The sequence below is a fragment of the Commensalibacter communis genome, from assembly GCF_947179015.1.
GTDB lineage: Bacteria > Pseudomonadota > Alphaproteobacteria > Acetobacterales > Acetobacteraceae > Commensalibacter > Commensalibacter communis.
In genome coordinates this window covers 534,803-558,622 of record NZ_CAMXCM010000001.1, presented here as the reverse complement: position 1 = coordinate 558,622, position 23,820 = coordinate 534,803, and the positions used below count along the sequence as shown (strand labels likewise).

The 23,820-nt window shown below is 39.7% G+C and carries 23 protein-coding genes; 6 read left to right on the top strand and 17 right to left on the bottom strand.

All coding sequences use genetic code 11. From position 1 onward, the window contains the following. Positions 1–32 precede the first annotated feature (32 nt). From folP to secA, 17 genes are all read right to left on the bottom strand, one after another. Positions 33–1,052 (bottom strand): dihydropteroate synthase, encoded by a 1,020-nt coding sequence (folP, locus tag PQG54_RS02605; protein WP_271789024.1) that lies wholly within the window; start codon positions 1,050–1,052, stop codon positions 33–35. 105 nt (positions 1,053–1,157) lie between these two features. Further along, a complete protein-coding gene (gene ftsH, locus PQG54_RS02600; protein WP_271789025.1) occupies positions 1,158–3,113 on the bottom strand; it encodes an ATP-dependent zinc metalloprotease FtsH in 1,956 nt (651 codons plus the stop codon). A 187-nt stretch (positions 3,114–3,300) separates the two neighbouring features. Next, the gene (tilS, locus tag PQG54_RS02595; protein WP_271789026.1) at positions 3,301–4,572 is read right to left on the bottom strand and encodes a tRNA lysidine(34) synthetase TilS; all 1,272 of its coding nucleotides are present in this window, start codon (positions 4,570–4,572) and stop codon (positions 3,301–3,303) included. Between the two features lie 9 nt (positions 4,573–4,581). Further along, a complete protein-coding gene (locus tag PQG54_RS02590) occupies positions 4,582–5,475 on the bottom strand; it encodes a tol-pal system YbgF family protein (protein WP_271789027.1) in 894 nt (297 codons plus the stop codon). A gap of 159 nt (positions 5,476–5,634) precedes the next feature. Beyond that, the gene (gene pal, locus PQG54_RS02585; protein ID WP_271789028.1) at positions 5,635–6,114 is read right to left on the bottom strand and encodes a peptidoglycan-associated lipoprotein Pal; all 480 of its coding nucleotides are present in this window, start codon (positions 6,112–6,114) and stop codon (positions 5,635–5,637) included. A 193-nt stretch (positions 6,115–6,307) separates the two neighbouring features. After that, the gene (gene tolB / locus PQG54_RS02580) at positions 6,308–7,660 is read right to left on the bottom strand and encodes a Tol-Pal system beta propeller repeat protein TolB (RefSeq protein WP_271789029.1); all 1,353 of its coding nucleotides are present in this window, start codon (positions 7,658–7,660) and stop codon (positions 6,308–6,310) included. Between the two features lie 114 nt (positions 7,661–7,774). Beyond that, entirely contained in the window at positions 7,775–7,984 is a 210-nt protein-coding gene (locus tag PQG54_RS02575) for a hypothetical protein (RefSeq protein ID WP_271789030.1), read from the bottom strand. 70 nt (positions 7,985–8,054) lie between these two features. Beyond that, a complete protein-coding gene (locus tag PQG54_RS02570; RefSeq protein WP_271789031.1) occupies positions 8,055–8,312 on the bottom strand; it encodes a hypothetical protein in 258 nt (85 codons plus the stop codon). Positions 8,313–8,667: 355 nt separating this feature from the next. After that, entirely contained in the window at positions 8,668–9,681 is a 1,014-nt protein-coding gene (locus PQG54_RS02565) for an energy transducer TonB (RefSeq protein ID WP_271789032.1), read from the bottom strand. Between the two features lie 17 nt (positions 9,682–9,698). Beyond that, entirely contained in the window at positions 9,699–10,190 is a 492-nt protein-coding gene (gene tolR / locus PQG54_RS02560; protein WP_271789033.1) for a protein TolR, read from the bottom strand. A gap of 5 nt (positions 10,191–10,195) precedes the next feature. Continuing rightward, a complete protein-coding gene (tolQ, locus tag PQG54_RS02555; RefSeq protein ID WP_271789034.1) occupies positions 10,196–10,975 on the bottom strand; it encodes a protein TolQ in 780 nt (259 codons plus the stop codon). Positions 10,976–11,088: 113 nt separating this feature from the next. Then, the gene (locus PQG54_RS02550) at positions 11,089–11,565 is read right to left on the bottom strand and encodes a YbgC/FadM family acyl-CoA thioesterase (protein WP_271789035.1); all 477 of its coding nucleotides are present in this window, start codon (positions 11,563–11,565) and stop codon (positions 11,089–11,091) included. Position 11,566: 1 nt separating this feature from the next. Then, positions 11,567–12,628 carry a Holliday junction branch migration DNA helicase RuvB gene (ruvB, locus tag PQG54_RS02545; RefSeq protein ID WP_271789036.1) on the bottom strand — a complete coding sequence of 354 codons (1,062 nt, stop codon included), beginning with the start codon at positions 12,626–12,628 and terminating at the stop codon, positions 11,567–11,569. Further along, positions 12,625–13,260: a Holliday junction branch migration protein RuvA gene (gene ruvA / locus PQG54_RS02540; protein WP_271789037.1), complete on the bottom strand. Its 636-nt coding sequence runs from the start codon at positions 13,258–13,260 to the stop codon at positions 12,625–12,627. The genes ruvB and ruvA overlap by 4 nt, the downstream gene beginning before the upstream one ends. Further along, on the bottom strand, positions 13,257–13,763 hold the full coding sequence (gene ruvC / locus PQG54_RS02535) for a crossover junction endodeoxyribonuclease RuvC (protein ID WP_271789038.1): 507 nt from the start codon (positions 13,761–13,763) through the stop codon (positions 13,257–13,259). The genes ruvA and ruvC overlap by 4 nt, the downstream gene beginning before the upstream one ends. A 5-nt stretch (positions 13,764–13,768) precedes the next feature. Then, the gene (locus PQG54_RS02530) at positions 13,769–14,518 is read right to left on the bottom strand and encodes a YebC/PmpR family DNA-binding transcriptional regulator (RefSeq protein WP_271789039.1); all 750 of its coding nucleotides are present in this window, start codon (positions 14,516–14,518) and stop codon (positions 13,769–13,771) included. Positions 14,519–14,560: 42 nt separating this feature from the next. Next, positions 14,561–17,212, bottom strand: coding sequence for a preprotein translocase subunit SecA (gene secA, locus PQG54_RS02525; protein WP_271789040.1), 2,652 nt, complete (start codon positions 17,210–17,212; stop codon positions 14,561–14,563). A gap of 301 nt (positions 17,213–17,513) precedes the next feature. Between secA and PQG54_RS02520 the strand changes: the two genes are divergently transcribed. The 6 genes from PQG54_RS02520 (at position 17,514) to PQG54_RS02495 (ending at position 23,738) form a co-directional block, all read left to right on the top strand. Continuing rightward, complete coding sequence (locus PQG54_RS02520) at positions 17,514–18,500, top strand: peptidylprolyl isomerase (RefSeq protein WP_271789041.1); 987 nt, start codon at positions 17,514–17,516, stop codon at positions 18,498–18,500. A 16-nt stretch (positions 18,501–18,516) separates the two neighbouring features. After that, complete coding sequence (locus PQG54_RS02515) at positions 18,517–19,452, top strand: peptidylprolyl isomerase (protein ID WP_271789042.1); 936 nt, start codon at positions 18,517–18,519, stop codon at positions 19,450–19,452. Positions 19,453–19,581: 129 nt separating this feature from the next. Then, on the top strand, positions 19,582–20,817 hold the full coding sequence (gene argJ / locus PQG54_RS02510; protein WP_271789043.1) for a bifunctional glutamate N-acetyltransferase/amino-acid acetyltransferase ArgJ: 1,236 nt from the start codon (positions 19,582–19,584) through the stop codon (positions 20,815–20,817). A 41-nt stretch (positions 20,818–20,858) separates the two neighbouring features. Then, a complete protein-coding gene (gene rlmN / locus PQG54_RS02505) occupies positions 20,859–22,058 on the top strand; it encodes a 23S rRNA (adenine(2503)-C(2))-methyltransferase RlmN (protein WP_271789044.1) in 1,200 nt (399 codons plus the stop codon). A gap of 132 nt (positions 22,059–22,190) precedes the next feature. Further along, positions 22,191–23,072: a bestrophin family protein gene (locus tag PQG54_RS02500; RefSeq protein ID WP_271789045.1), complete on the top strand. Its 882-nt coding sequence runs from the start codon at positions 22,191–22,193 to the stop codon at positions 23,070–23,072. Positions 23,073–23,150: 78 nt separating this feature from the next. Further along, positions 23,151–23,738 carry a CarD family transcriptional regulator gene (locus PQG54_RS02495; protein ID WP_271789046.1) on the top strand — a complete coding sequence of 196 codons (588 nt, stop codon included), beginning with the start codon at positions 23,151–23,153 and terminating at the stop codon, positions 23,736–23,738. Positions 23,739–23,820 lie beyond the last annotated feature (82 nt).

The window sequence follows — 23,820 nt, the reverse complement described above, 5'->3', positions numbered from 1 at the left end:
TGTTTGTTTTAAATAGCCTGCTCTTTTTAATCTTAATGTAAAGCTTGCCATAGTTTGATTGATTGTACTATTGCAGGCACATTATGCACCCGAATTATCCCATTGCCAACCATCATAAATGGCAATGAGGCAACCATTGTTCCCCAATCATAATGTTCACAAATAATATTATTCATAACTTCTTTAATAAAACGTTTTCTAGATACCGCCAATAATAAACGACACCCTAAATTTGCTAAAACTGGAAAATGCTTTATTAATAATAAATTATGCTGTTTATTTTTTGCAAACCCGATACCTGGATCAATGATAATTTGATCACGGGAGATTCCTGCTTGCTCTGCTTTTTGAATCTTATTCGTTAACTCGGATAAAACATCATACAAAACATTCCCATATCTTGTATAATTTCCCATTGTCTGAGGTGTTCCACGCATATGCATTAAAATAACAGGGCATTTTGCTTGAGCAATAATCTTTGCACTCTCAGGATCATCAAGTGCCGAAATATCATTGATCATATCAGCACCAGCTTCTAAAGCTACGCGCATCGTTTGTGCATGGCGTGTATCCACTGAAATTAAAGCACCACACCCTCGCAACTGTTTAATAACAGGCACAATACGCTCACATTCTTCTTGTGGTGTGATTGGAATAGATCCTGGTCTTGTGCTTTCACCGCCAATATCAATAATTGCAGCCCCATCCGTGACCATCTGATGGCCTGCACGAATAGCATCATTTAACTGAAAGTGCTTACTACCATCACTAAAACTATCTGGCGTGATATTTAATATTCCCATCACTAACGGACCAGAAGGTAAATGTGCCATAGGTAGCGGAGACGATAATTGATTTAATTTTTCCTGCCATATTACTGGAAATAAATCTTTTGACAAAGGAAAATGCTTTTGACGATGACTCACTTGCTTTACCATTGAAAACGCTAGTCTTTGCTGACCTAAAAATGGATAAGCGCTCTTATTTTGTATCGCTTGCTCAGCAACGTCGTCATATAAGAATGCCATTGGCTCTAAAAATATATCTTGCATTCTTTATTTACTATAAAGAAATTGCTGGTTCGCCAAGCCTATATATAAAAAAAGTGAAAGAAAAAACTTCTTTCACTTTAAAATTAATCTTATTTGTTAAATAAACTACGCAGTTGGATCAGATTTATCCAGATTTAAAGATGTTGTTTTATTCTCATCTTCAACCGATTTATTTTCAGACGAGGTCTCTGTTACTTCAGTAGTTACAATCTCAGGAACAGATGAACGAAGGTTTTTCGTCGTGTCATCTACGAAACTACGCTCAATCTTTTCACCACGTAAAACACGTTGGATTTCATCAGCATTTAATGTCTCATATTCTAACAATCCTTCAGCTAACCTTTCCCACTTTTCTCTATGTTCAGTTAGCAAATTCATTGCTCGAGTGTATGCTTCATCAATTAATTGTTTGACTTCAATCTCGATCTCACGAATGGTAGACCCTGATTTGCTTGGTTTTTGCCAATAACCTTGCTCACCATCACCATAATTAACCATACCGAGCTTCTCACTCATTCCCCATTCAGTCACCATATTATGAGCAAGATTGGTTGCCATTTGAATGTCGCCAGATGCACCACTAGTGATATTTTCAGGGCCAAAGGCTAATTCTTCACCACAACGACCACCCATAGCCAAGACAAGTCGGGCTTTACATCTCAATTTGGTTTCGGAATAACGATCCCCTTCAGGTAAGCTCATCACCATCCCCAGCGCGCGTCCACGAGGAATAATGGTGGCTTTGTGCACAGGGTCACATCCAGGAATTAAGAGCGCACAAAGTGCATGACCTGCTTCATGATAAGCCGTATTTCTCTTCTCTTCATCGCTCATCACTAACGAGCGACGTTCTGCACCCATCATGACTTTGTCTTTGGCATTTTCAAACTCAAGCATCGAAACCGTACGACGATTCAAACGTGCTGCTAACAAAGCTGCCTCGTTGACCAGATTGGCAAGATCTGCACCAGAAAATCCTGGGGTACCTCTGGCAATAACTTTCGGATCAACGTCACTGGTTACAGGCACTTTACGCATATGCACACGCAAAATCTTTTCACGTCCAGCCACATCAGGATTAGGAACAACGACCTGACGATCAAAACGTCCCGGACGCAGTAATGCAGGATCGAGAACATCAGGGCGATTTGTTGCAGCAATCAGAATAACGCTTTCACTGCTATCAAATCCATCCATCTCAACCAACATTTGGTTTAAAGTTTGCTCACGTTCATCATTGCCACCACCCATACCAACGCCACGATGACGACCTACAGCATCAATTTCGTCGATAAAGATAATACAAGGAGCTGATTTCTTGCCCTGCTCGAACATATCACGAACACGGGAAGCACCTACACCAACAAACATTTCAACAAAATCTGAACCTGAAATGGTAAAAAATGGAACATTTGCTTCACCAGCAATCGCACGAGCTAGCAATGTTTTACCCGTTCCAGGAGGTCCAACTAATAAAACCCCTTTAGGAATTTTACCGCCCAACCGTTGGAATTTTTGAGAATCTCTTAAGTATTCAACAATTTCTTCTAACTCGGCTTTAGCTTCGTCAATCCCTGCAACATCTGCAAACGTGACACGACCTTGTTTTTCAGTCAACATCTTAGCTTTGGATTTCCCAAAACCCATTGCTTTTCCACCTGCACCTTGCATATTGCGCATAAGCAAAATAAATAGCCCAATAATCAACAATGTCGGAAGCAAATTAATAATCAAACGCCAAAATAAATTGGGTTGGTTATCCAAAGGTTTTGCCTCAATAGAAACATCTTTGCTTGATAGTTTTGTAAGCAAATCGTTCGTTGATGGGGGCAAATATGTTGTAAAAGTTTTATCATCCTTATACTTACCGCTTAAATTACGGTCTTGAATAACGACAGACTTTACTTTTCCTTGATCGATATTACTGATGAACTGTGAATAATTAATTTGTTCTCCAGTAGATTGCCCTGTATCTGGACGGAAAAATCCAGCAGCTAGCATGACCATCACGATCACAACAACCCATAAACTTAAATTACGGCCAAAATTCTTTTTGTTCATACTATTTTATATTTCCATGTTCAAAACAAACACGTCTTGTTTTACAGATCCCTTAAACAAAATGAAAATTATTTTGTTTTATTATTTACTATTACTTATTTAACATAAGAACTAAACTAATATTTTCCTAGTCAAAAAAATTATTTTCCCTCATTTTAATTCATCAAATTAAATCTTGTGTTTCACATTATATACCCCAAAAAAGATAACTTTGTGTCATTGGTTGTTTAGGTTGAAAAATAATTTGCCAATTTTTAACATCACTTTGTAAAAAAATATTCAAATGTGGTACTGCAATTAAAGTTTGACGATCCCAAAACGCTGGTAACACTCTCAATAAAGCCGAAGGGAATGTATTACGATGAGCAAATTGCTTATATCCGTCCCCCAAGGCACCAACCTCTATTCCATCTTTCATTTGCCCATCAGGGATAATGACTCGAAACCGATGATCCCAAATACAATCTGGGGTAACTTGTACCCTTTTTTGCATAGCAGCCTCTTCACGAAACATTAACCATCCATCACCCAACCTGCCTGCCGGCTGTATTTTAACACCACCAACAGTCATTGAACGTAAATGACGCAGTCTTTCTAATGACTGAGACACAGGCGCATAAATTGAACCTGAGATTGTCCGAATGATCGCCCCTAACGCTCTGGATTCTATTGTTGAGGCTGATAAAAGTGCAAATCCTTCTGGTCTAATCTCCACATGTTGAACCAATAAATCTGCTTGTTCTTTATCTTTTTTCATGCGGTTACGTCCTTCTTCACGGGAACGCTGTAACAAAGTAGATATTGCACCGGATTGTTGAGAACTCGTCGATAGCTCTTTTCTTAATTGATTACGTCGAATACGCATGTCTTGGTTCGAAGGGTCTTCTATCCAAACAATATTTTCTTTTTTCAAAGTTGCACGTAATCGTTGTGGAGGCACGGATAATAATGGTCTGACCAACCTTATATTTGGTAAATCCATAATCAACGCCATACCAGCCAAACCGTCCGCCGCACTGCCTGCACGAATACGCATCAAAACAGTTTCAGCCTGATCCCCAGCATGATGCCCAAGTAATAAATCAAGACATCCTTTTTTAGAACAGGCATCGAACAACGCATCATACCTTGCTATTCTAGCTCTCTCTTCTAAAGCAGCACCTGCGTTCAAATTATTTAGCGTTAAAATCGTAGATGGAATAGATAAACGAGATAAACGGTTTTGAGTAATAATTGCCTCTTGCCCTGAAGATGTCCGCAACTGATGATCCACAATAAAAGCATGAATATTTTTACGCCATCTTGAGAGCATTAATGCAAGACATAAACTATCTGCCCCCCCTGAAACCGCAACCGCTATAGGAGGGATATTATCCTTATCCTCTCCCCATGGCCCCAAAGGTTCAATATATTGATTAAACTCATTTTGAGTCAGAGGAGGAAAGCTTAAATCATCCATTATGCAATTTTAAGAACATTTTGCCTTTTTATGTAAACTGGTTGCGGCATTTTTAATGCGACTAGAAGCATTTGGATATTTACTATTTAACAAATTAAGTGCTTGGCAAGAAGCTGCACTATCGCCATTTTTCAATAATGTAATCCCTACCCCCAATAATGCTTCGGGTGCACGTGTCGAATCAGGGAATTTTTTGTATATATCAAAATATCCTACAGATGCATCTTTATAACGTTGTTGTCCGGCCAGGGATTGTGCCAACAAGAAATGAGCTGGAACAGATTTTTTCCCTTGTGGTGTTGCAATGATATTTCGAGCAATCGATTCTGCCTGAGAATAATTTTTACCTAATAATGCTTGCTGACCATCTTTCAATGAATCCCCTGCACTTGATGCTGGTTTTGGTGTTTCAGATGAAGCAGATTCAACAGGTGCAGCCTTAGCAGCTGGTGCAGTTGATCCCCCACCATTTCCCCCTGCAGCGAAATTGGCATCATCAATTTTTTTATTTAGTAAATCAATTTTTGTTTGAACTTGATTGGTTAAATCGTCAAGTTGTCCGCGCATGACACGTTGCTGATCCTCCAAATTATTCACTCTTGTTAATAATTCGGGTAATAATCCACTAGGATCACCACTGCTTTTATTATTACTATTGCTTTTAGTATGACGATCTGAATTACCAGAAAATGATGTCGTTTGTTGCAATTGGCTGACTTGTGCTTTTAACGACTCAATTTGATTTTGCAATGAGATAACATCTCGACTGGAAACATCTTGTGCAAGAGCATTGTTGGTTATTCCTCCAGAAAGTAAAAATACCCCCAATAATGTGCCTCTAAAAAGTTTTTTATACGATAAATATTCAGGTTGTTTTACAACACGAGTATCAAAAAATAGCATTTACATTACCCTTTGAGATATCTTAATAGGATGATCTAGTTACCAATTGCTTTATAACTTATCCAACAAACAAATTTTATTTTTATAAATAACAAAAAGCCGATAAAACATATAATACGTTTTATCGGCTTTTTATCAATATCGATAAATCAATATATTTTAACGTACAGAAGTCGTTGCATTACGATTTTGTGCGTATGATTCTTCATTATCACCTTCTGCAACTGGGCGATCTTTACCATAAGAGATCGTTGTAACACGATCAGGAGAAACACCCAAAGATACCAAGTAATCACGAGCAGCATTTGCACGACGTGAACCTAACGCAATGTTATATTCTTCTGTTCCACGATCATCGCAGTTACCAGCAACCATAACTTGTACGTTTGGATAACGTTTTAACCATTCTGATTGACGGTTTAATGTTGAGCGTGCATCGCTAGTTAAATTATTTGAATTGAACGGGAAGAAAATACGATCACCAACATTAGCAACCAAATCAGCTTGGCTACCAGGAACTACTCCACTAACAGTTTGTTGGCCAGCACCATTTCCTGTTGACGCACCTTTATCATCACTGTGTCCGCAAGCAGCAAGCATCAATGCAGCACCAAAAGCACCAAGAAGCTTTAATTTCATTATCTGTATTCCTACAAAATCGCTTTCAAATTATCCCAATGATAAATGATCGCAAAACAAATATAAAAATTAAAAGAACAAAGTAACTTTGTTCTTTTCACCCAAACCTGTAATTCAGGCTAAGATTAATTTTACCTTATCAAAAACTTTGTTTTTTGTTTATAATTTTTAATATAGAATTAATATTTATTTTTTAAGTGTTGCTAGAAGACCAAGATGGCCCTGACGCCATCGTTGACGTGCGAATTGAGCGCTCATTAAATCCAGTAACATCAATGGTTTTGATTGAGGACGAGAACCCTGCTCCGCCAGCACCAGCTGCTGATTGATTACAGAACGCAAGAACCCGACCATTTGGACAGAAAGTTGGACTTTCAACAGTATAACCTTGGGTTAAAATACGCTCCCCACTACCATCAGGTGCCATTACCCCTAAGGAGAATCCACCAGAAATACGTACAAAAGCAATAACATCTTTACGAGGTGACCACACAGGACCAGCATAACTGCCACTACCATAAGAAATGCGATGCGCACTACCACCACTGGCACTCATGATATATAATTGTTGCTTTCCACCACGATCAGAAGAGAACACAATCTGAGAGCCATCAGGACTGTAACATGGACTGGTATCAATTGCGCCAGAGCTAGTTAATTGCCTTTTTGAACCAGAAGCAAGATCCACAACATAAATATCTGATCCCGCCCCGCGAGTCACAGACATAACAACGGAACGCCCGTCAGGTGAGAAACGAGGAGCAAAAGAAATCCCAGAAAAATCACCCAATATTTTTTGCTGACCAGTTTGCAGGTTGAACAAATAAACACGTGGACGGTTATTCACATATGACATGAATGCCACTTGGTTACTGACTGGACTAAAACGAGGGGTCAACACCAACCATTTACCATTAGTCAACATACGACTATTCGCACCATCATAATCCATAATGGCAAGGCGTTTCGTCGGATTTGAACGGCGTCCTGTTTGTGCAACATAAGCCATGCGAGTGTTAAAATAACCTTTTTCACCCAACATACGTTCGTAAATCACATCCCCAATCATATGAGCAACACGACGAACATCGCCACTGCCTGAAAAAGAATATGCAGTGCCTTGGATTTGTTGTCCTGTTAATGTATTCCACAAACGGAACTCTACCCGACCACCAGAGGCATTTCCCGTCACAACAGCACGAGCACCCATCGCTTTATATGATGCAAAGTCAGGCGTTGCAGCAGATGAAGTAGAGCTGATTACTTTAAAAAGACCCGTGTTATTCAAATCATCAGTAACAACTTGTGTGATTGTAGCGCCATTTCCAGACCCAAAATTTGGGATAACGATAGGAATAGGTTCGTTACGCGCGCGATCCACTGTAATTTCAGCAGCCCCTGGGGCGTTATCGCCAGACTGTGCAAAAGCAGATAAAGGGGTCGCCATAATCCCACCAACAGCGGCACACCCATATAATACTGTGCGACGAGGCATCAATGCATCACGTAGAATATCAGCATCTTGATCAGAAATAATCGAACGCATAACGTTACTTTCCTTTTTAACTTTATATATCCAAAAAACTATTATTTAATTACGACATATTTATGGACGAAATACAAATCGAATCGTATTCTTCTTTTGTATCTTAATGAGTATCTATGGTCTAGAACAAGCTGGATTTAACACAGAATCTTTCAAACGCTCAGCAAAAACACGATATTTAGGATCACTATTCATTTTGACTTTTGTTGCCGCATCAAAATCTACACTTTTTGTCTCTCCTTTATCATCAAGAGAGATAATTATATGCGCTCTATATCCCATAAATTCCTTTGTATCAGTATTTTGTCGATAACAATAAAGCATGTTCAAATATTCTTTTAACGCATCTTTGAATATAAATGGGATACTAGATATAAAAGAGAGAAATAAGAAGTTATACATAAAAATACCCTAATATATAAACATAAAGATATCTAAGGCTTAAATACAAACTGAATTGTATTTCTGTTCCAAACAGCATATTACTTGGAATAGATAGCGTAGAACATTTTGAGTTTAATACCGCGTATCTTGAACGCTCTGTAAATAAACGATAAGAGGAGTTACTCCTCATCCCCGTATTATCAACAGTAACGATCATGTGCGCAATATTATTTGCATAATTTGTAGCGGCAATATCTTGGCGTAACATCTTCTTACCGAGTCAGCGATCCTCCCTAGCTGTGACTTAGAAGGGTTTCATAGTATTATCTTCAGCTATATCTTCCTCAAGATAATATGCATCCTCCTGATTAAAATTTACATGTGAAAGAGACGTGTATATTTGCTTTTAATTTACACGATCACCTTTCAACGATGTTACTAGGGATTGAGATTGCAATACTAGTTGCTTACCGTTTTCCAACTTCATTACACTACACGATGACCGTTGTTTTATTGACAGTGCAACAGAAGGTAAAATACCACTACAGAATAAACCACTTAATAAAACATATTTATGTGGCATAATGTAACGATATTTTATCATCATTTTTTTACCAAAAATATTAAGGGCGAAACACAAACTTAATGGTATTTCTTTGCCCAAGCATATTACTTGGAATAGGTAGCTTAGAACATTTGGGACTCAATACTGCATCTTTTGAACGCTCAGCAAACGCACGATAGGCAGGATCACTGCTCATCTTCGCTTTCGTCGCAGCATCAAAATCTACCATTCGAGCCATACCCGTATTATCAACAGTAACCACCATATGTGCTACGTTATTCGCATAGTTTTTAGCAGCCGTATCTTGCGTATAACAACCCCGAACCGAATCAGCAATTCTTCCTTGTTGGGCTTTTGAAAGCCCTTTGGTTATATCACCATTTCTTGCACCACCACCATTTGGCGATCCACCTTGTCGAGGATTCGCAGCAGATTTAGGGGGGTGTGTTTGCTTTTGTTCAGCGCGATTCGAAGTAATTGCTGCTTCCAAAGCGGAAGTATCAGGCACTTCTTGCTTTGCTTTCTCGGGCTTGGTTATTTTCGAAAATGTCTGATGTTCTGTCGGCAGTGCATCAGGCATTGGTGAAGGTGATGGAGGTGCTGGTGATTTAGACTGAGAGGACGAAGTCAATGGCGCCACAACTGGGGGCAGCGTAACAGCTGATTCAGCAGGCGATTCCATTGCTTGCTCCTGCACAGGCTGCACCGTATCAATCTTTGCCACAGCTTGAGGTGGCGGTGGTAATGCTTGAGGTGGCGGAGGAACAGGAGGAGGCTCTTCTGTTGGTGCATTAATAGGCTTCGTCGGTGCTGGTGGTGCATCTAATTTTTCAGGAGCTGGCGCATCTGGTTTAGGAGAATCCACTTCTGCTTTTGCAGGCGTTTCTTGTCCTGTATCTTTACTCTCAAATTCAACCTGAACAGGTTGCTCTTCGGGTGGTTTAGGAGGTGGATCACTTTGAAATGTTAATGACAACAATACCAGCAACACCACAACACTAAGATGCGATCCAATAGAGGCAGCAATAGAACAACCAAAAAGTTTACGTTCAGAACGATACATACCCAGCATCGATAAGAATCCTTTGATTAAGGAGTATGAGAAGGTGCAGCTGGTGGCAATGGTGCAGGCTGCTGTCCAGCTTCTGCTCCTGATGGCATCTGAGCAAGCAATGCAACATGTGTAAATCCACCTGCTGTAATACGTCCCATAATTTCCATCACACGCCCATAATTAATATGCTGATCCCCTTTTACAAAGATACGATGTTCTGGATCATTTTGAGAAACAGCACGGAGTTGCTCAACCAGCTGATTCATATCAACTGGATTATCACCCATATAAACTGATCCATCCTCTTTGACGGTAACCGTAATCGGTTTTGTATCCGCATTAACAGGCTTTGCAGCTGTTTTAGGCAAATCCACATTAATACCACTGGTCATCATCGGAGCTGCGACCATGAAGATAATTAACAACACTAGCATCACGTCAACCATCGGGGTAACGTTAATATCTGCTTGGGGGCGACGACGACCGCGTCCCCCTCTGCCAGATCCACCTTGAACAGAAAAGCCCATTAGATTTATTCCTGATTATTTACATTACCAGAGTTTTGAGAAGACATTGATGCTTCTGATTGGCGAGAAAGAATCGCAGAGAACTCTGTCGCAAACCCTTCTAAACGTTCAGCAAATAAATTCATTTTATTACTGAAAAAGTTATATGCAACCACTGCAGGTATAGCTGTCAACAACCCCAATGCTGTTGCGAATAATGCTTCTGAAATACCAGGAGCAACCACCGCAAGACTGGTGTTGTTTGATTGTGCGATGGATGCAAAAGCGTGCATAATTCCCCAAACAGTACCAAATAACCCAACAAAAGGAGCCACGGGCCCGATTGTTGCCAACAAAGTTAACCAACGTTCCAAACGTTCCATCTCTCTAGTAATTGTGATAGACATCGCCCGATCAATACGTTGTTTTACACCTTCACTGCTCATATCAACACCAGCAATTCTGGCTGATCTGCGCCATTCACCCATGCCTGCACTAAATACAGCTGCCATTGGGTGATTTGGTTTTACCCCATATTGATCGTACAAATCATCAAGGCTGCCACCAGACCAGAATAAATCTTCAAATTCATCAGCCTGACGTTTTGCTTTACGAATAGTAACAATTTTATCAATGATAACTGCCCATACCCAGATACTGGCAATGACCAAACCAATCATAACCAACTTTACAACAATGGCTGCATGAATAAACAATGCCCAAGGGGATAAATCGGCTGCTGGTGCAGCTAAATTCGCTGCATTAATCGTTGGATCCAAAGATGCCTCCTGCACTATGAATCTCATTAGTATGAACAAAGCATTACTAATGAGGCTAAGATTTTTTCTCTATTAACTTAACTGTTATCTATTTTTTGAAACAAAAACAATCATGTTTTCATCTTGGTCATATTTTTCTTTTAAGCGCCTACTTCTGTTAATGCATCAAACATCTTTTGCCAGTGTCGAGGGAACGGTGTTGGCATGTAATCACCCTTCTTTAAACATACTAATTGCAACTTGATTTCTGTAACAATTTCCCCTTCACGTGAGAAGACTTGAGACAACCAACAGCTAGCCCCCAAAGCAGTAATTAGACTGGTTTTGACATTCACCATATCATCCAAAAAAAGGGGTTTACGATATTGAATTTCCATCTGACGAACGACTAATATCTGACCGTATTCTTTATATAACTCGGCAAGAGTGCCCCCCAAACGGCGAATGCACTCAGTCCTTGCACGCTCTGCGATTCCTAAATATTTCGCGTGATAGACCACACCACCTGCGTCTGTATCTTCGTAACATATTCTAAACTGATAATTTTGAATTTCTTCTTTAGATAATAATCTAGTCTTGGTTTTATATATGTTCTCTTCTTGATCAGACATATCCATTTTATTCATCTTCCTCATTAATATCATTTAATAAATCAAACTGTGTCGTAATAGACGGAGGTGGAACTAAATTCAAATGTTTCCAGCCCCTTTCGCCTAAAACGCGTCCACGACTCGTTCTTAAAACCAAACCTTCTTGAATTAAATAAGGTTCAATCACATCCTCCAACGTATCTCTCGATTCTGCCAGTGCTGCGGCCAAAGTTTCTACCCCCACAGGTCCACCGTGGTGATATTCCGCAATTCGCATCAGATAACGACGGTCCATCGCGTCCAGTCCCATTTGATCGACTTCCAACCGTGAGAGTGCAGCATCAGCAAGGCCACTATCCACCGCTTGTCCCTCTTTATGTGTTACCAAGGCAAAATCACGCACACGTCTTAACAAGCGCCCAGCTATACGAGGCGTACCACGAGAACGCCTTGCAATTTCCTGTGCACCATCATCCGTTAATTCAAACCCAAGTTTTCTTGCCCCGCGTGCTACAATCAATTTCAGCTCTTCTGGCGTATAAAAAATCAATCGCAATGGAATACCGAATCGATCTCGCAATGGTGTTGCCAATAAACCCGAACGCGTTGTTGCTGCAACCAATGTGAAAGGTGGCAAATCAATTCTGACAGAACGTGCAGCAGGTCCTTCACCAATAATCAAATCCAACTGAAAATCTTCCATCGCAGGATATAAAATTTCCTCAATAGAAGGATGTAAACGGTGGATTTCATCGATAAACAGCACATCTCTTGGCTGTAAATTGGTTAAGATCGCAGCCAAATCCCCTGCTCTTTGTATCACTGGACCAGAAGTTGCACGAAACCCTACGCCTAATTCTTTCGAGACGATCTGTGCTAACGTTGTTTTCCCTAAACCTGGAGGACCATGCAATAATACATGATCTAATGCCTCTTCCCGCTTACGTGCCGCCTGGATAAAAATTGATAAATTTTCACGAGATGTCTTTTGCCCCGTAAATTCAGACAAAGACTGCGGACGTAACGCAACCTCAAAATTATCTTCTGGTCGCTTTGTCGCATCAAATGGACGATCTTCAGCAGAATTCATCGTGCCAACTCTTTCAATGATTCACGAATTACAAGATCAAGCTCTGATCCTTTGTCTTCTTCATTTAAACGTTTAACCACTCTAGCAACAACAGGTTGAGATTCTACGCGGCGAAACCCTAATCCCTCCAACGCCAACAATGCATCAGATAAAATTTGGGTCGCTTGAGGAATAGGATTGTGGCCTTTTGCATCAGATACAACTGTCGAAACTACTTGGTCAGATAAAGAGGCTACTTTACCACTCAGTTCTGTCAAAATACGAACGGCAAGCCTTGCCCCCACTCCTGGCGCACGGGTTAAGGTGGCCTTATCAGCGGTCATAATGGCAGAGCTGATCTCATCAGGAGATAAAGTAGATAATATGGACAATGCCATCCGCACGCCAACCCCTTGAACTGTCGTTAACAAGCGAAACCAATCACGTTCGTAACTATCTGCGAACCCATATAGTAAAATCGCATCTTCTCTAACAATGGTTTCAACCAACACCCTCGCGATTTCTGGAGGCCTGGGTAAGCGCGTTAATGTACGATTAGAACAAAAAACCACATATCCGACACCATTGACATCTATTAAACAGCGATCTGCTTCAGTTTGTTCAATAAGTAATCCTGTCAATTGACCGATCATGCCATTACCTTTCCCATTGCAATGCTATTCTGACTAGTACGATGATGGGCATGACAAATCGCAATCGCTAATGCGTCCGCAGCATCGGCCTTTTGAATAATAGCACTGGGTAAAATACGCTTTACCATCATCGTTACTTGATCTTTGGTTGCTGCACCCGTTCCAACAACAGCCCTTTTGACTGTTTTAGCACCATACTCAATAACCATTAAACTTCGTTTGGCTGGAATTAACAAAGCTACCCCTCTGGCATATCCCAGTTTTAACGTCGCCGTGCCATTTTGATTAACATACGTTTCTTCAACAGCAGCTTCATCAGGGGCATATTGCTCAATTAGTTTTTCCAAACCATCGGATAAAACACAAAGACGCTCTGGAACTGATGCTTTGCTGTCCGTCGCCAATATCCCACTGGCGACATAAGAAAGACGATTTCCTTGAGCGTCTATTACCCCCCAGCCTGTGAAACGCAAGCCAGGGTCAATCCCTAAGATTCTAACCACGAATCTTAAACCGATAACCGTTCAGCAACTTCATCAGGAAGATCAAAATTCGCAAAGACATTTTGCACATCATCATGATCTTCTAATGTATCAATCAATTTTAACAAGGTCTGTGCGTTATCTTCGGTCAGCGTCACTGTGTTGCTTGGACGCCATTCAATCTTAGCACTTTCAGGATCTTTAAATTTTGCTTCCAACGCATCGCGAACAGCAAAGAAATTTTCCATTGGACAAGTAATTTCATAATACCCATCGGCAACTTCAACATTATCCGCTTCGGCTTCGATTGCAGCTTCAAACATTGTATCGTAATCTGCAATAGCTTCAGGATAAGTAATCACCCCTAACCGTTCAAACATGAAGGATACAGAATTCATTTCCCCCAAAGAACCACCATATTTATTAAATGCAGCACGGACGTCGGAAGCCGTACGATTACGATTGTCGGTTAACGCCTCAACAATAATCGCCACCCCTGCGGTGCCATAACCTTCATACCTTACTTCATGAAAATTATCGCCCTCTCCACTACCCGCAGCTTTTTTTATCGCACGATCGACATTATCTTTGGGCATATTGACTGCTCTGGCAGCAGCAACTGCAGCTCTTAGTCGAGGGTTTGATGCTGGGTCAGGCAACCCTGTCTTAGCAGCAACGGTGATTTCACGAATAATCTTTGCAAAATCTCTTGCTCTACGTGCATCTTGAGCACCTTTACGATGCATAATATTTTTAAATTTGGAATGTCCTGCCATAAATTTGTCTCTTAATTCTTTCTATCTTTAAACCAACAACACTTAAACTAACTTGCCGTGACAATGCTTATATTTCTTACCTGAACCACAAGGGCATAGTGCATTACGAGAGATATTTGCCCACTCTTCTGGAATATCAATCTCTTCATCTTCACTTTTTTCTAAAAACTGTCCTTCACCGAATTCGTCCATCGGCTCTTCTTCATCTGTTCTGACGTTTACTTCAACACGACACAAAGTAGATATGACGCGCTCACTTAATTCGTCGAGCATATAATGAAATAAATTATAAGCCTCTTTTTTATATTCATTAAGAGGGTCTTTTTGCCCATAAGCACGCAAGCCAATCCCTTGACGCATTTGATCAAGACGTAAGAGATGCTCTTTCCAAACACCATCTAATGTTGTCAATAAGATTTGTTTTTCAACATAACGCATGATAGAAGCACCAAAATTCGCAGCTTGTACTGCGTGTGCATTTTCAGCAGCTTCTTTGATCCTACCTTCAATCTCATCAATGCTGATCGTTGTTTCTTCTGACCATTCTTTAATCGGCAACTCAAGATTAAGTAACCGTTTGACTTCTGCAGCTAACTCTTCAGTTTGCCATTGTTCTGCAAAAGATTTTTCTGGCAAGTAACTTGCAATCAACATCGAAATCACATCATTACGCATTGTTGCAATCGTCTCAGACACATCCTCTGATGACATATATTCTCGACGTTGAGAATATACTTCTTTACGCTGATCGTTAATCACGTCATCATATTTTAATGTGTTTTTACGCATATCAAAATTGCGTTCTTCAACTTTTTTCTGGGCTTTTTCTAGGGCTTTGTTAATCCAAGGATGCACAATAGCTTCCCCTTCTTTAAGTCCCATTTTTTGCAACATCCCGCTCATGCGTTCAGAACCAAAAATACGCATTAAATCATCTTCTAAGGATAAAAAGAACCTTGAGTTCCCGGGGTCCCCTTGACGCCCTGAACGACCACGTAACTGATTATCAATACGACGGCTTTCATGACGTTCAGTTCCTATCACGAACAAGCCACCATTTGCCTTGACTTGCTCGTGATCGACTTTTGTACGTGCACGTAATTCTTGTTCTTTTTGGTTACGCTCTTCTTCGTCCTCTATGTCAGAGAGTTGTTGTTGAATAAGCATTTCAACATTCCCCCCCAACTTAATATCCGTTCCACGACCAGCCATGTTCGTGGCAATCGTGATAGCTCCAGAACCACCCGCTTGTGCTACAATTTGAGCTTCTTTTTCATGAAAACGCGCATTTAGAACATTATGAGGGATTTTCTTTTTTGCTAGCAAATCAGATAGAATTTCACTTTTTTCAATTGACGTTGTACCAACCAAGATCGGCTGTTTCTTCGCATGAATTTCTTCAATTAATTTACTAACAGCCTCATATTTTTCATTAGCTGTCAGATAAATTTCATCATGTTCGTCTTTACGCTGAACTTTTAAATTAGTTGGGATTGAAACAACATCCAGTTTATAAATTTCTGCAAATTCATCAACTTCAGTCATTGCAGTCCCCGTCATTCCAGAAAGTTTGGGGTATAAACGGAAATAATTTTGGAAGGTAATCGAAGCAAGCGTTTGGTTTTCTGGCTGAATTGTGACATGTTCTTTTGCTTCTAAAGCTTGATGCAACCCATCAGAGTAACGACGACCATCCATCATTCGACCCGTAAATTCATCGATTAGGACAATTTTATCATTTCTTACGATATAATCCACATCTTTAGCGAACAAAGTATGTGCTCTTAGAGCTTGTTGCATATGATGGACTAGGGATACGTTATGAATGTCATACAGACCCCCTTCATGCAAAACACCTTTTGCGGCTAAAGCTGCCTCGATATTTTCTGTTCCAACTTCTGTAGGGATAACAGTTTTAAACTTTTCGTCCTTTTCATAGTTCTCTGGGACTTTGACAATTTCTTTAATTACCTCGTCAACAGATCGATACAAATCAGAACTATCATCTGCAACACCAGAGATAATCAAAGGTGTACGCGCTTCATCAATGAGAATAGAGTCAACCTCGTCAACAATCGCATAGAAAAAGTCACGTTGTACCATTTCGTCAAAGCTGTATTTCATATTATCGCGCAAATAATCAAAACCAAATTCGTTATTTGTGCCATAAGTGATATCAGCTTGATAAGATTGTTTACGTTCATCATCATTTAGATCAGCAACAATAGTACCAACTGTTAATCCAAGGAAATTGTATAAACGTCCCATTTCCTCTGCATCACGAGACGCAAGATAATCATTGACGGTGACAACATGCACCCCTTTGGCAGGCAGTGCATTTAAATATACTGCTAATGTTGCAACTAGTGTTTTTCCTTCACCAGTACGCATTTCAGCGACTTTACCATCATGAAGAACCATCCCACCAATAAGCTGCACATCAAAGTGACGCATTCCCAATACACGTTTAGAAGCCTCTCTGACCACTGCAAAAGCTTCGGGCAGCAATGCATCTAGTTCCTCACCATCAGCAAGACGCTTACGAAATTCAACTGTCTTATTTGCAAGAGCAGCGTCATCCAAAGCCTGCATCTCAGGCTCTAAACTATTAATTTTGGGCACTCGCCGTTGATAGGCTTTTAATGAACGCTCATTAGATGTACCTAAAACAGCACGAGCAAATTTTGCAAACATCAATATTTTCCAAACAACGACCCCGTAACTCTGCCTGTTAGTACAAGGTCAGTCAGTAATCTTATTTAAACTTAACAAAATTCAGGCAGAACTTAAGCAAACAATATTATAATTAAAAATTTTTAATACCATATCATAAAAATTCCTGCATTTGTATTTTTAAATATGTCCCTAATTTTTTAATGCTTCATTTGATAATAACGACTTTCTTTGAAGACAATCTTTTTTTTGTATGGTATAATTACAACTAAGGTTTTATATTTTATGACTTAACAAAATCAATTTTTTTAAGGTATTTTGAATGTCCATTTCTACAAAAACATTCCGTTTTGCAGCTAGCCTTTTTGTCACATCAAGTCTTTTCAGCACTGCTTTGATGGCTGCTGAACCTGCAGCACCAACACCAACACAAGCCCCAACAGCTGAGATTACAAATAAAGCTGCCGCTGCAAACAATGCGGATCCTCTCGAAAAAGCTGATAAAAGCACAGTGTTAGCCACTGTCAATGGTCAAAACATTACCATTGGCGACGTTATCGATGCACGTAAATTATTACCTGCTCAACTCAGCCAAATTCCAACAGGTGTTTTGTTACCGATGATGATCGACCAAATGGTCAATCAAAAAGCCATCCAACAAATGGCTGAAAAAGCAAACCTTGAAAACACCCCAGAAGTACAACAACAATTAAAACTTGCTAGAATGGGTATTATCCAAGATGCTTATTTAAAGGCTCAAGTTGAACCTAAAATCACTCCAGAAGCGATTAAAAAATTCTATGATGAAAATATAGCGAATAAACCCCCTGTAAAAGAAGCACATATTCGCCATATTTTGGTAAAAACATCAGCTGAAGCTGAAAAAATTATCAAAGAATTAAAAGCTGGTAAGAAATTTGCTGATCTTGCTAAATCAAGCTCAATCGATAAAGCAACTGCAGGACAAAATGGTGGTGATTTAGGTTGGGTTAAAGCTGACGAACTTGTTCCTGACTTTTCAAAAGCAGCTTTTGCTATGAAAGCAAATACAACCAGCACAACCCCTGTGAAAAGCCCATTTGGGTATCATGTTATTCAAGTACTAGCCTATAAAGATGTTCCAGTTCCTCCTTTGGACAAAGTAACACCGATGATTCGTCAAAAGTTAATTCAACAAAATGTTAAAGCCGTCATTGATGATACTGTAAAACAAAGCAAAATTACGAAAAACGACGCGATCATCAAAAAATACACCATTCAACCGCCTTCAGCTCCTGCATCTGCTCCGACATCTGCACCTGCAAAATAAGGTTGAATCAAAATAAATGGTTGCCGTCTGTAGAATAACGAAATGTGGTTTATACATATTTGCACTAACTATCGCTCAGGCAGCCTTTTTTACCTTCACAGGAATGGCTGGAACGTCGATTGTAATTCCAAAAGAAAGTGAGAATTCTACATTTTCCGAAATACAACCTCCAGTCAAACCACCTGTTACAAACGTAATAACCAATAACTCAGCACAAATACTTGCACGCGTTAACGATGATATTATTACCGTTGGCGATGTAAAAAAATTAGCGTCCAATTTGCCTAGAGAATTAAAATCTCTTCCAAAAGAGTTATTATATCCCCAATTAACGAAACAGCTTATTGTTGATCATGCTTTGCAGATTGCTATTCAAAAAGATGGTATTTCTCGACGACCTGTTGTCCAACAACAAATTAACGCTGCAATCAAAGATCTTGCTCAACAAAAACTTACACAAGCCTATTTTCTCGAAAAGCTTAGACCTCTATTAACCCCACAAGCTATTCAACATTATTATAATGAACATTATATAAACCAACCCGAAATCAAAGAAGTTAATTTACGCCAAATTGTTGTTCAATCCCCTGAAGTTGCAGAACTCGTTTTACAAAAACTCAAAGCTGGACAAAATTTTCAAGCGGCAACACGTATGTATTCGATTGATTTACAAAACAGAGATCAAAATAAAGGCGATATGGGCTGGTTAACCATCAGCGAGCTAGACCAACCTATCATTCAAGCAATTTCAAAAATAAAAAATAACGAATATACTGCCAGAGCAATACGAACGAACTATGGATGGGTTATTCTCCAAAAAGTTGCCGAGCGTAATCGACCTGTTCCTTCCTTAGAATCTGTTGAATCTTTCATCAAAGAACAAATTACAAAAGAAGCAATCAGCCGTATTTACGAAGAAAGTTTGGAAAACGCTCATATTATCGAATATTAATCCTTTATCTGACGATCTCTATTGATTATCATTATAAAATTAACATTATAGATATAGATATTTTTATTCGAATATATAATTATATTCTTAATTTTCTGGTGAATGATTTAACATAAGGTAATTTCAACGATGAGCGCATATCCAACCTCCCCCCTAGCAGTTCCACTTCCAGCGCTTCCTGCTGTTCCTGGGGTACGCTTGGCTTCTATAGAAGCAGGGTTGCGATATTCTGGGCGACTAGACTTAACGCTAATGGAGTTTGCGCCCTCCACAACCGTCGCTGGAGTTTTTACGCAAAATAAATGTCCAGGAGCTCCTATCGATTGGTGTCGTTCTATATTAGCCAAAGGTCATGCCAGAGGGTTATTGGTTAATGCTGGTATTGCCAATGTTTTTACTGGAAAAGCTGGCTTTGAAACTGTCCAACGCTCTGCCGAAGCGGCCGCAAAAGCAATTGGATGTTCAGCAGAAGAAATCTTTGTTGCTTCTACGGGTGTTATTGGTGAACAACTGCCATATCAAAAAATTGTTGATATTATGCCAACATTATACCAACAATTAGATGAAAATCATTGGACAGAAACAGCCCAAGCTATTTTGACAACGGATACATTCGCAAAAGGATATTCCTTACGAACGAAAATCGGCACAGAAACCGTGACCATTCAAGGAATTGCCAAGGGCAGCGGAATGATTGCACCTGACATGGCAACCATGCTATCTTTTGTAACAACCGATGCCAAATTACCTGCTTCTGTTTTACAAGCATTACTTTCTCAAAAAGTAAAAACAACATTCAACGCAATTACTGTTGATTCAGATACCTCCACATCAGACACATTACTATTATTCGCAACAGGCGTTGCCAACACACCTGATATTACTGATCCAAGTGATCCTCGTTTAACTGACTTTGCCACTACTTTGGAAAAGGTGCTTAAGGAACTAGCGTTACTGGTTATCAAAGATGGCGAAGGTGTCAGTAAACTGATTGAAATTACTGTTACGGGTGCGATCAATGATGAATCCGCTCATAAAATTGGTATGTCTATTGGTGATTCTCCATTGGTAAAAACTGCAATTACAGGCGAAGATGCAAACTGGGGACGTGTTGTTATGGCCGTTGGAAAGGCAGGAGAGCCTGCAAATAGAGATACCTTATCCGTTTCTATTGGTGATGTATGGGTTGCTCATGAAGGCGGTGTTCTTATTGATTATGACCGTGAGACTGTGGCACAGCATATGAAAGAGGAGACTATTAAAATTAAAGTTGACCTAAATCTTGGAAGTGGTAAAGCAACCATATGGAGCTGTAACCTTACCAAAGGCTATATTGATATTAATGGCTCTTATCTTCGTTCTTAAAATACCTAATTTTTTCTCTTACTCTGGGATTACCCAATTTTATGATGGCTACTGATACTTTATCCAATGCTTCTCCTATTGATTTAACCGAAGAAGAAAAAAAGAGAATATTGGCAAAATCTGCGCAATTCTCTCCTCCTTCTGCTGTCTTGCCTGATGGCAGAACAGAGCTTGTCGGATTGTCTCGTGTAGAATTAGAGCAACTCTTGGTGGATATGGGTGAACAGCGCTTTCGAACAAAGCAACTATGGCATTGGATCTATCATAAGGGGGCTACTGATTTTAATGAAATGACCTCTATTGGCAAGCCTTTACGTGCCAAGTTGATTGATCATTGCGTTATCAGTCGACCAAAAGTCGTCACAGAACAAACCTCTAAGGATGAAACTCGTAAGTTTCTATTCCAATTCAGAGATGGTCAAGAAGCCGAAACCGTTTATATTCCAGATCGTCGTGAAGATCGAGGAGCTGTTTGTATCTCTTCGCAAGTTGGCTGCACCCTCTCTTGTCGGTTTTGCCATACCGGCACGCAAAACCTCGTAAGGAACCTTGGTTCGGCTGAAATTATCGGTCAGTTTATGGCTGCTCGAGATAGTTATGGTGAATGGCCAACCCCGACAGCCGATAGACCTCGCCTTTTATCGACAATTGTTTTAATGGGTATGGGTGAGCCTTTATATAATTACGAAAATATCGCCAAAGCTATGCGTATTGCGATGGATGACGAAGGAATTGGTATTTCTAGACGTCGTATTACATTATCGACTTCTGGTGTGGTTCCAATGATGGATCAGTGCGGAAATGATTTGGCAATTAATCTTGCGATTTCTTTGCATGCCGTCAGAGATGATTTGCGAAACGAAATTGTTCCGTTGAACCGCAAATATCCTATCAAAGATGTATTAGCCGCTTGCCGTCGTTATCCAGCTGCCAGTAATTCAAGACGTATTACTTTTGAATATATCATGTTGCGGGGAATTAATGACAGTGAAGCCGAGGCACATGAGCTTGTTCGTCTACTTAAGGGGATCCACGCCAAAGTCAATTTAATCCCGTTCAACCCATGGCCTGGAAGCGATTATAAACCCTCTAAATCGGAACAAGTGCAAAAATTCGCAGATATTATTATGCAGGCAGGATATTCGTCTCCTATTCGTACCCCTCGTGGCAGGGATATTCTAGCAGCTTGCGGTCAATTACGCACCGAAAGTCAAAGAATAAGAGCTTCAGAGCGAGAGTAAGATTAGAATATGCAAGGTTATGCTTAAATTGACTATGAAAATTGATTAACTTAAAATCGACATAATTTATTGTGACAGTTCTACTGTTATTTTGAATATATATTACAACCATCAATAAAAAGACATTAATTAATGATTGTTAATGCTAAACGTGGTCTTCGGTTTATTCTCCAAGATAGCTTCAAACCGCTTTCTATCCTCTTTATTTGGGATATGTTGGTTGTTATTTGTTACAGATATTATCAAATCAGTTGGTTTGGTCAATCTGAGCTTCCTATCGCTTTAATCGGCTCTGTTCTGGTATTATTTATGAATTTTCGAAATAATACTGCATATAATCGGTGGTGGGAGGCTAGGTCTCATTGGGGACTAATTACAAATAATTGTCGTTCGTTTTCAAGGCAATGCACGACTATCCTTAAAGGACACCCTGACTTAACGCGTGCCATCGCTGGGTATGCCTATGTCTTGGCCTATCACCTACGAGGTAAAGACGCATTGTTAAACAGCAATGTAAAACGTGTCCTACCCATACATATTCAAAATTATATCAAAGGACTTAGAAACCAACCTAATGGCGTGTTGTTCCAAATAGGGCTTATGGTTACTCAAGAAGTTGATAAAAAGCATATTGATGGTGCTGTTCACGCACAAATTGATCGGATTTTATCGGATATTGCCAATGCTCAAGGAGCATTGGAGAGAATTAAAAACACTCCTTTATCGATTCAATTTTCTACGTTACCTTATTTTTTAACCGAAATTACATGTGTTATATTACCCTTTTCTATGGTTGAAACATTAGGATGGTTTACGCCTTTGGGTTCCGCACTTGTGGGTTTTCTTTTTATGGCGTTATATAAAATCGGCAGCGATTTACAAAACCCTTTCGACGACAGTCCACATGCTTTGCCAATGCTAACGATGACGCGTAGTTTAGAAATCGATTTGCTTGAACAAATCGGTGATCCAACTGGGTCTCCTATTGCACCTGTTAATGGCATACAATGGTAATAAACAATTCTATTTCTTGTATATTTAATTAAAAAATATTATGATGACAATTTGTGAAATTTGTGATAGCTTCATCGTATGAATATATTCCGTTCCCCTCCCAAAGGCGGTGTCACTGATGAAATGGCACGCGCTGCTATTGCGAAAACAGCTGCTCAAGAAGTAGACAACAAAGATACATTCCCTTTTCAAGAAGGCGATGCCATTGTATATGCTGCACATGGTGTCGGGCGTGTTGATCGTATTGGTGTCGAAGAAATTGCTGGAACCAAACTCGAAATGATACAAATTTCATTTCCTGATAATCAAATGACCCTGCGTATCCCATTATCAAAAGCTAAAAAAGCAGGGTTACGCAAAATTGCTTCCAGGGAAATCGTCAGCAAAGCAATGTCGACAATCAAAGGGAAACCACAAAATAATAAGGGTATGTGGGCAAGACGCGCTGTTATTTATCAAGAAAAAATTAATTCTGGTGATTTAATACAAATCGCCGAAGTGCTTCGTGACCTTCGTCGCAACGTAGATAGCCTTGATGGCAGTTTTAGTGAAAGAAAGCTCTTTGAAGCAGCGCAAGAACGTTTCGTTACAGAGGTCGCAGTTTTAGAATCTAAAGATTCTAACACTGTTCTAAGTGAACTAACTGAAGTGATGAAGTCTGCTTAATTAAGCTGATAATTGTTTTATCAAAGGGGATTTTATAATCCTCTTTTTTTTACCTATCGATATTTATATGGATTTATAATCT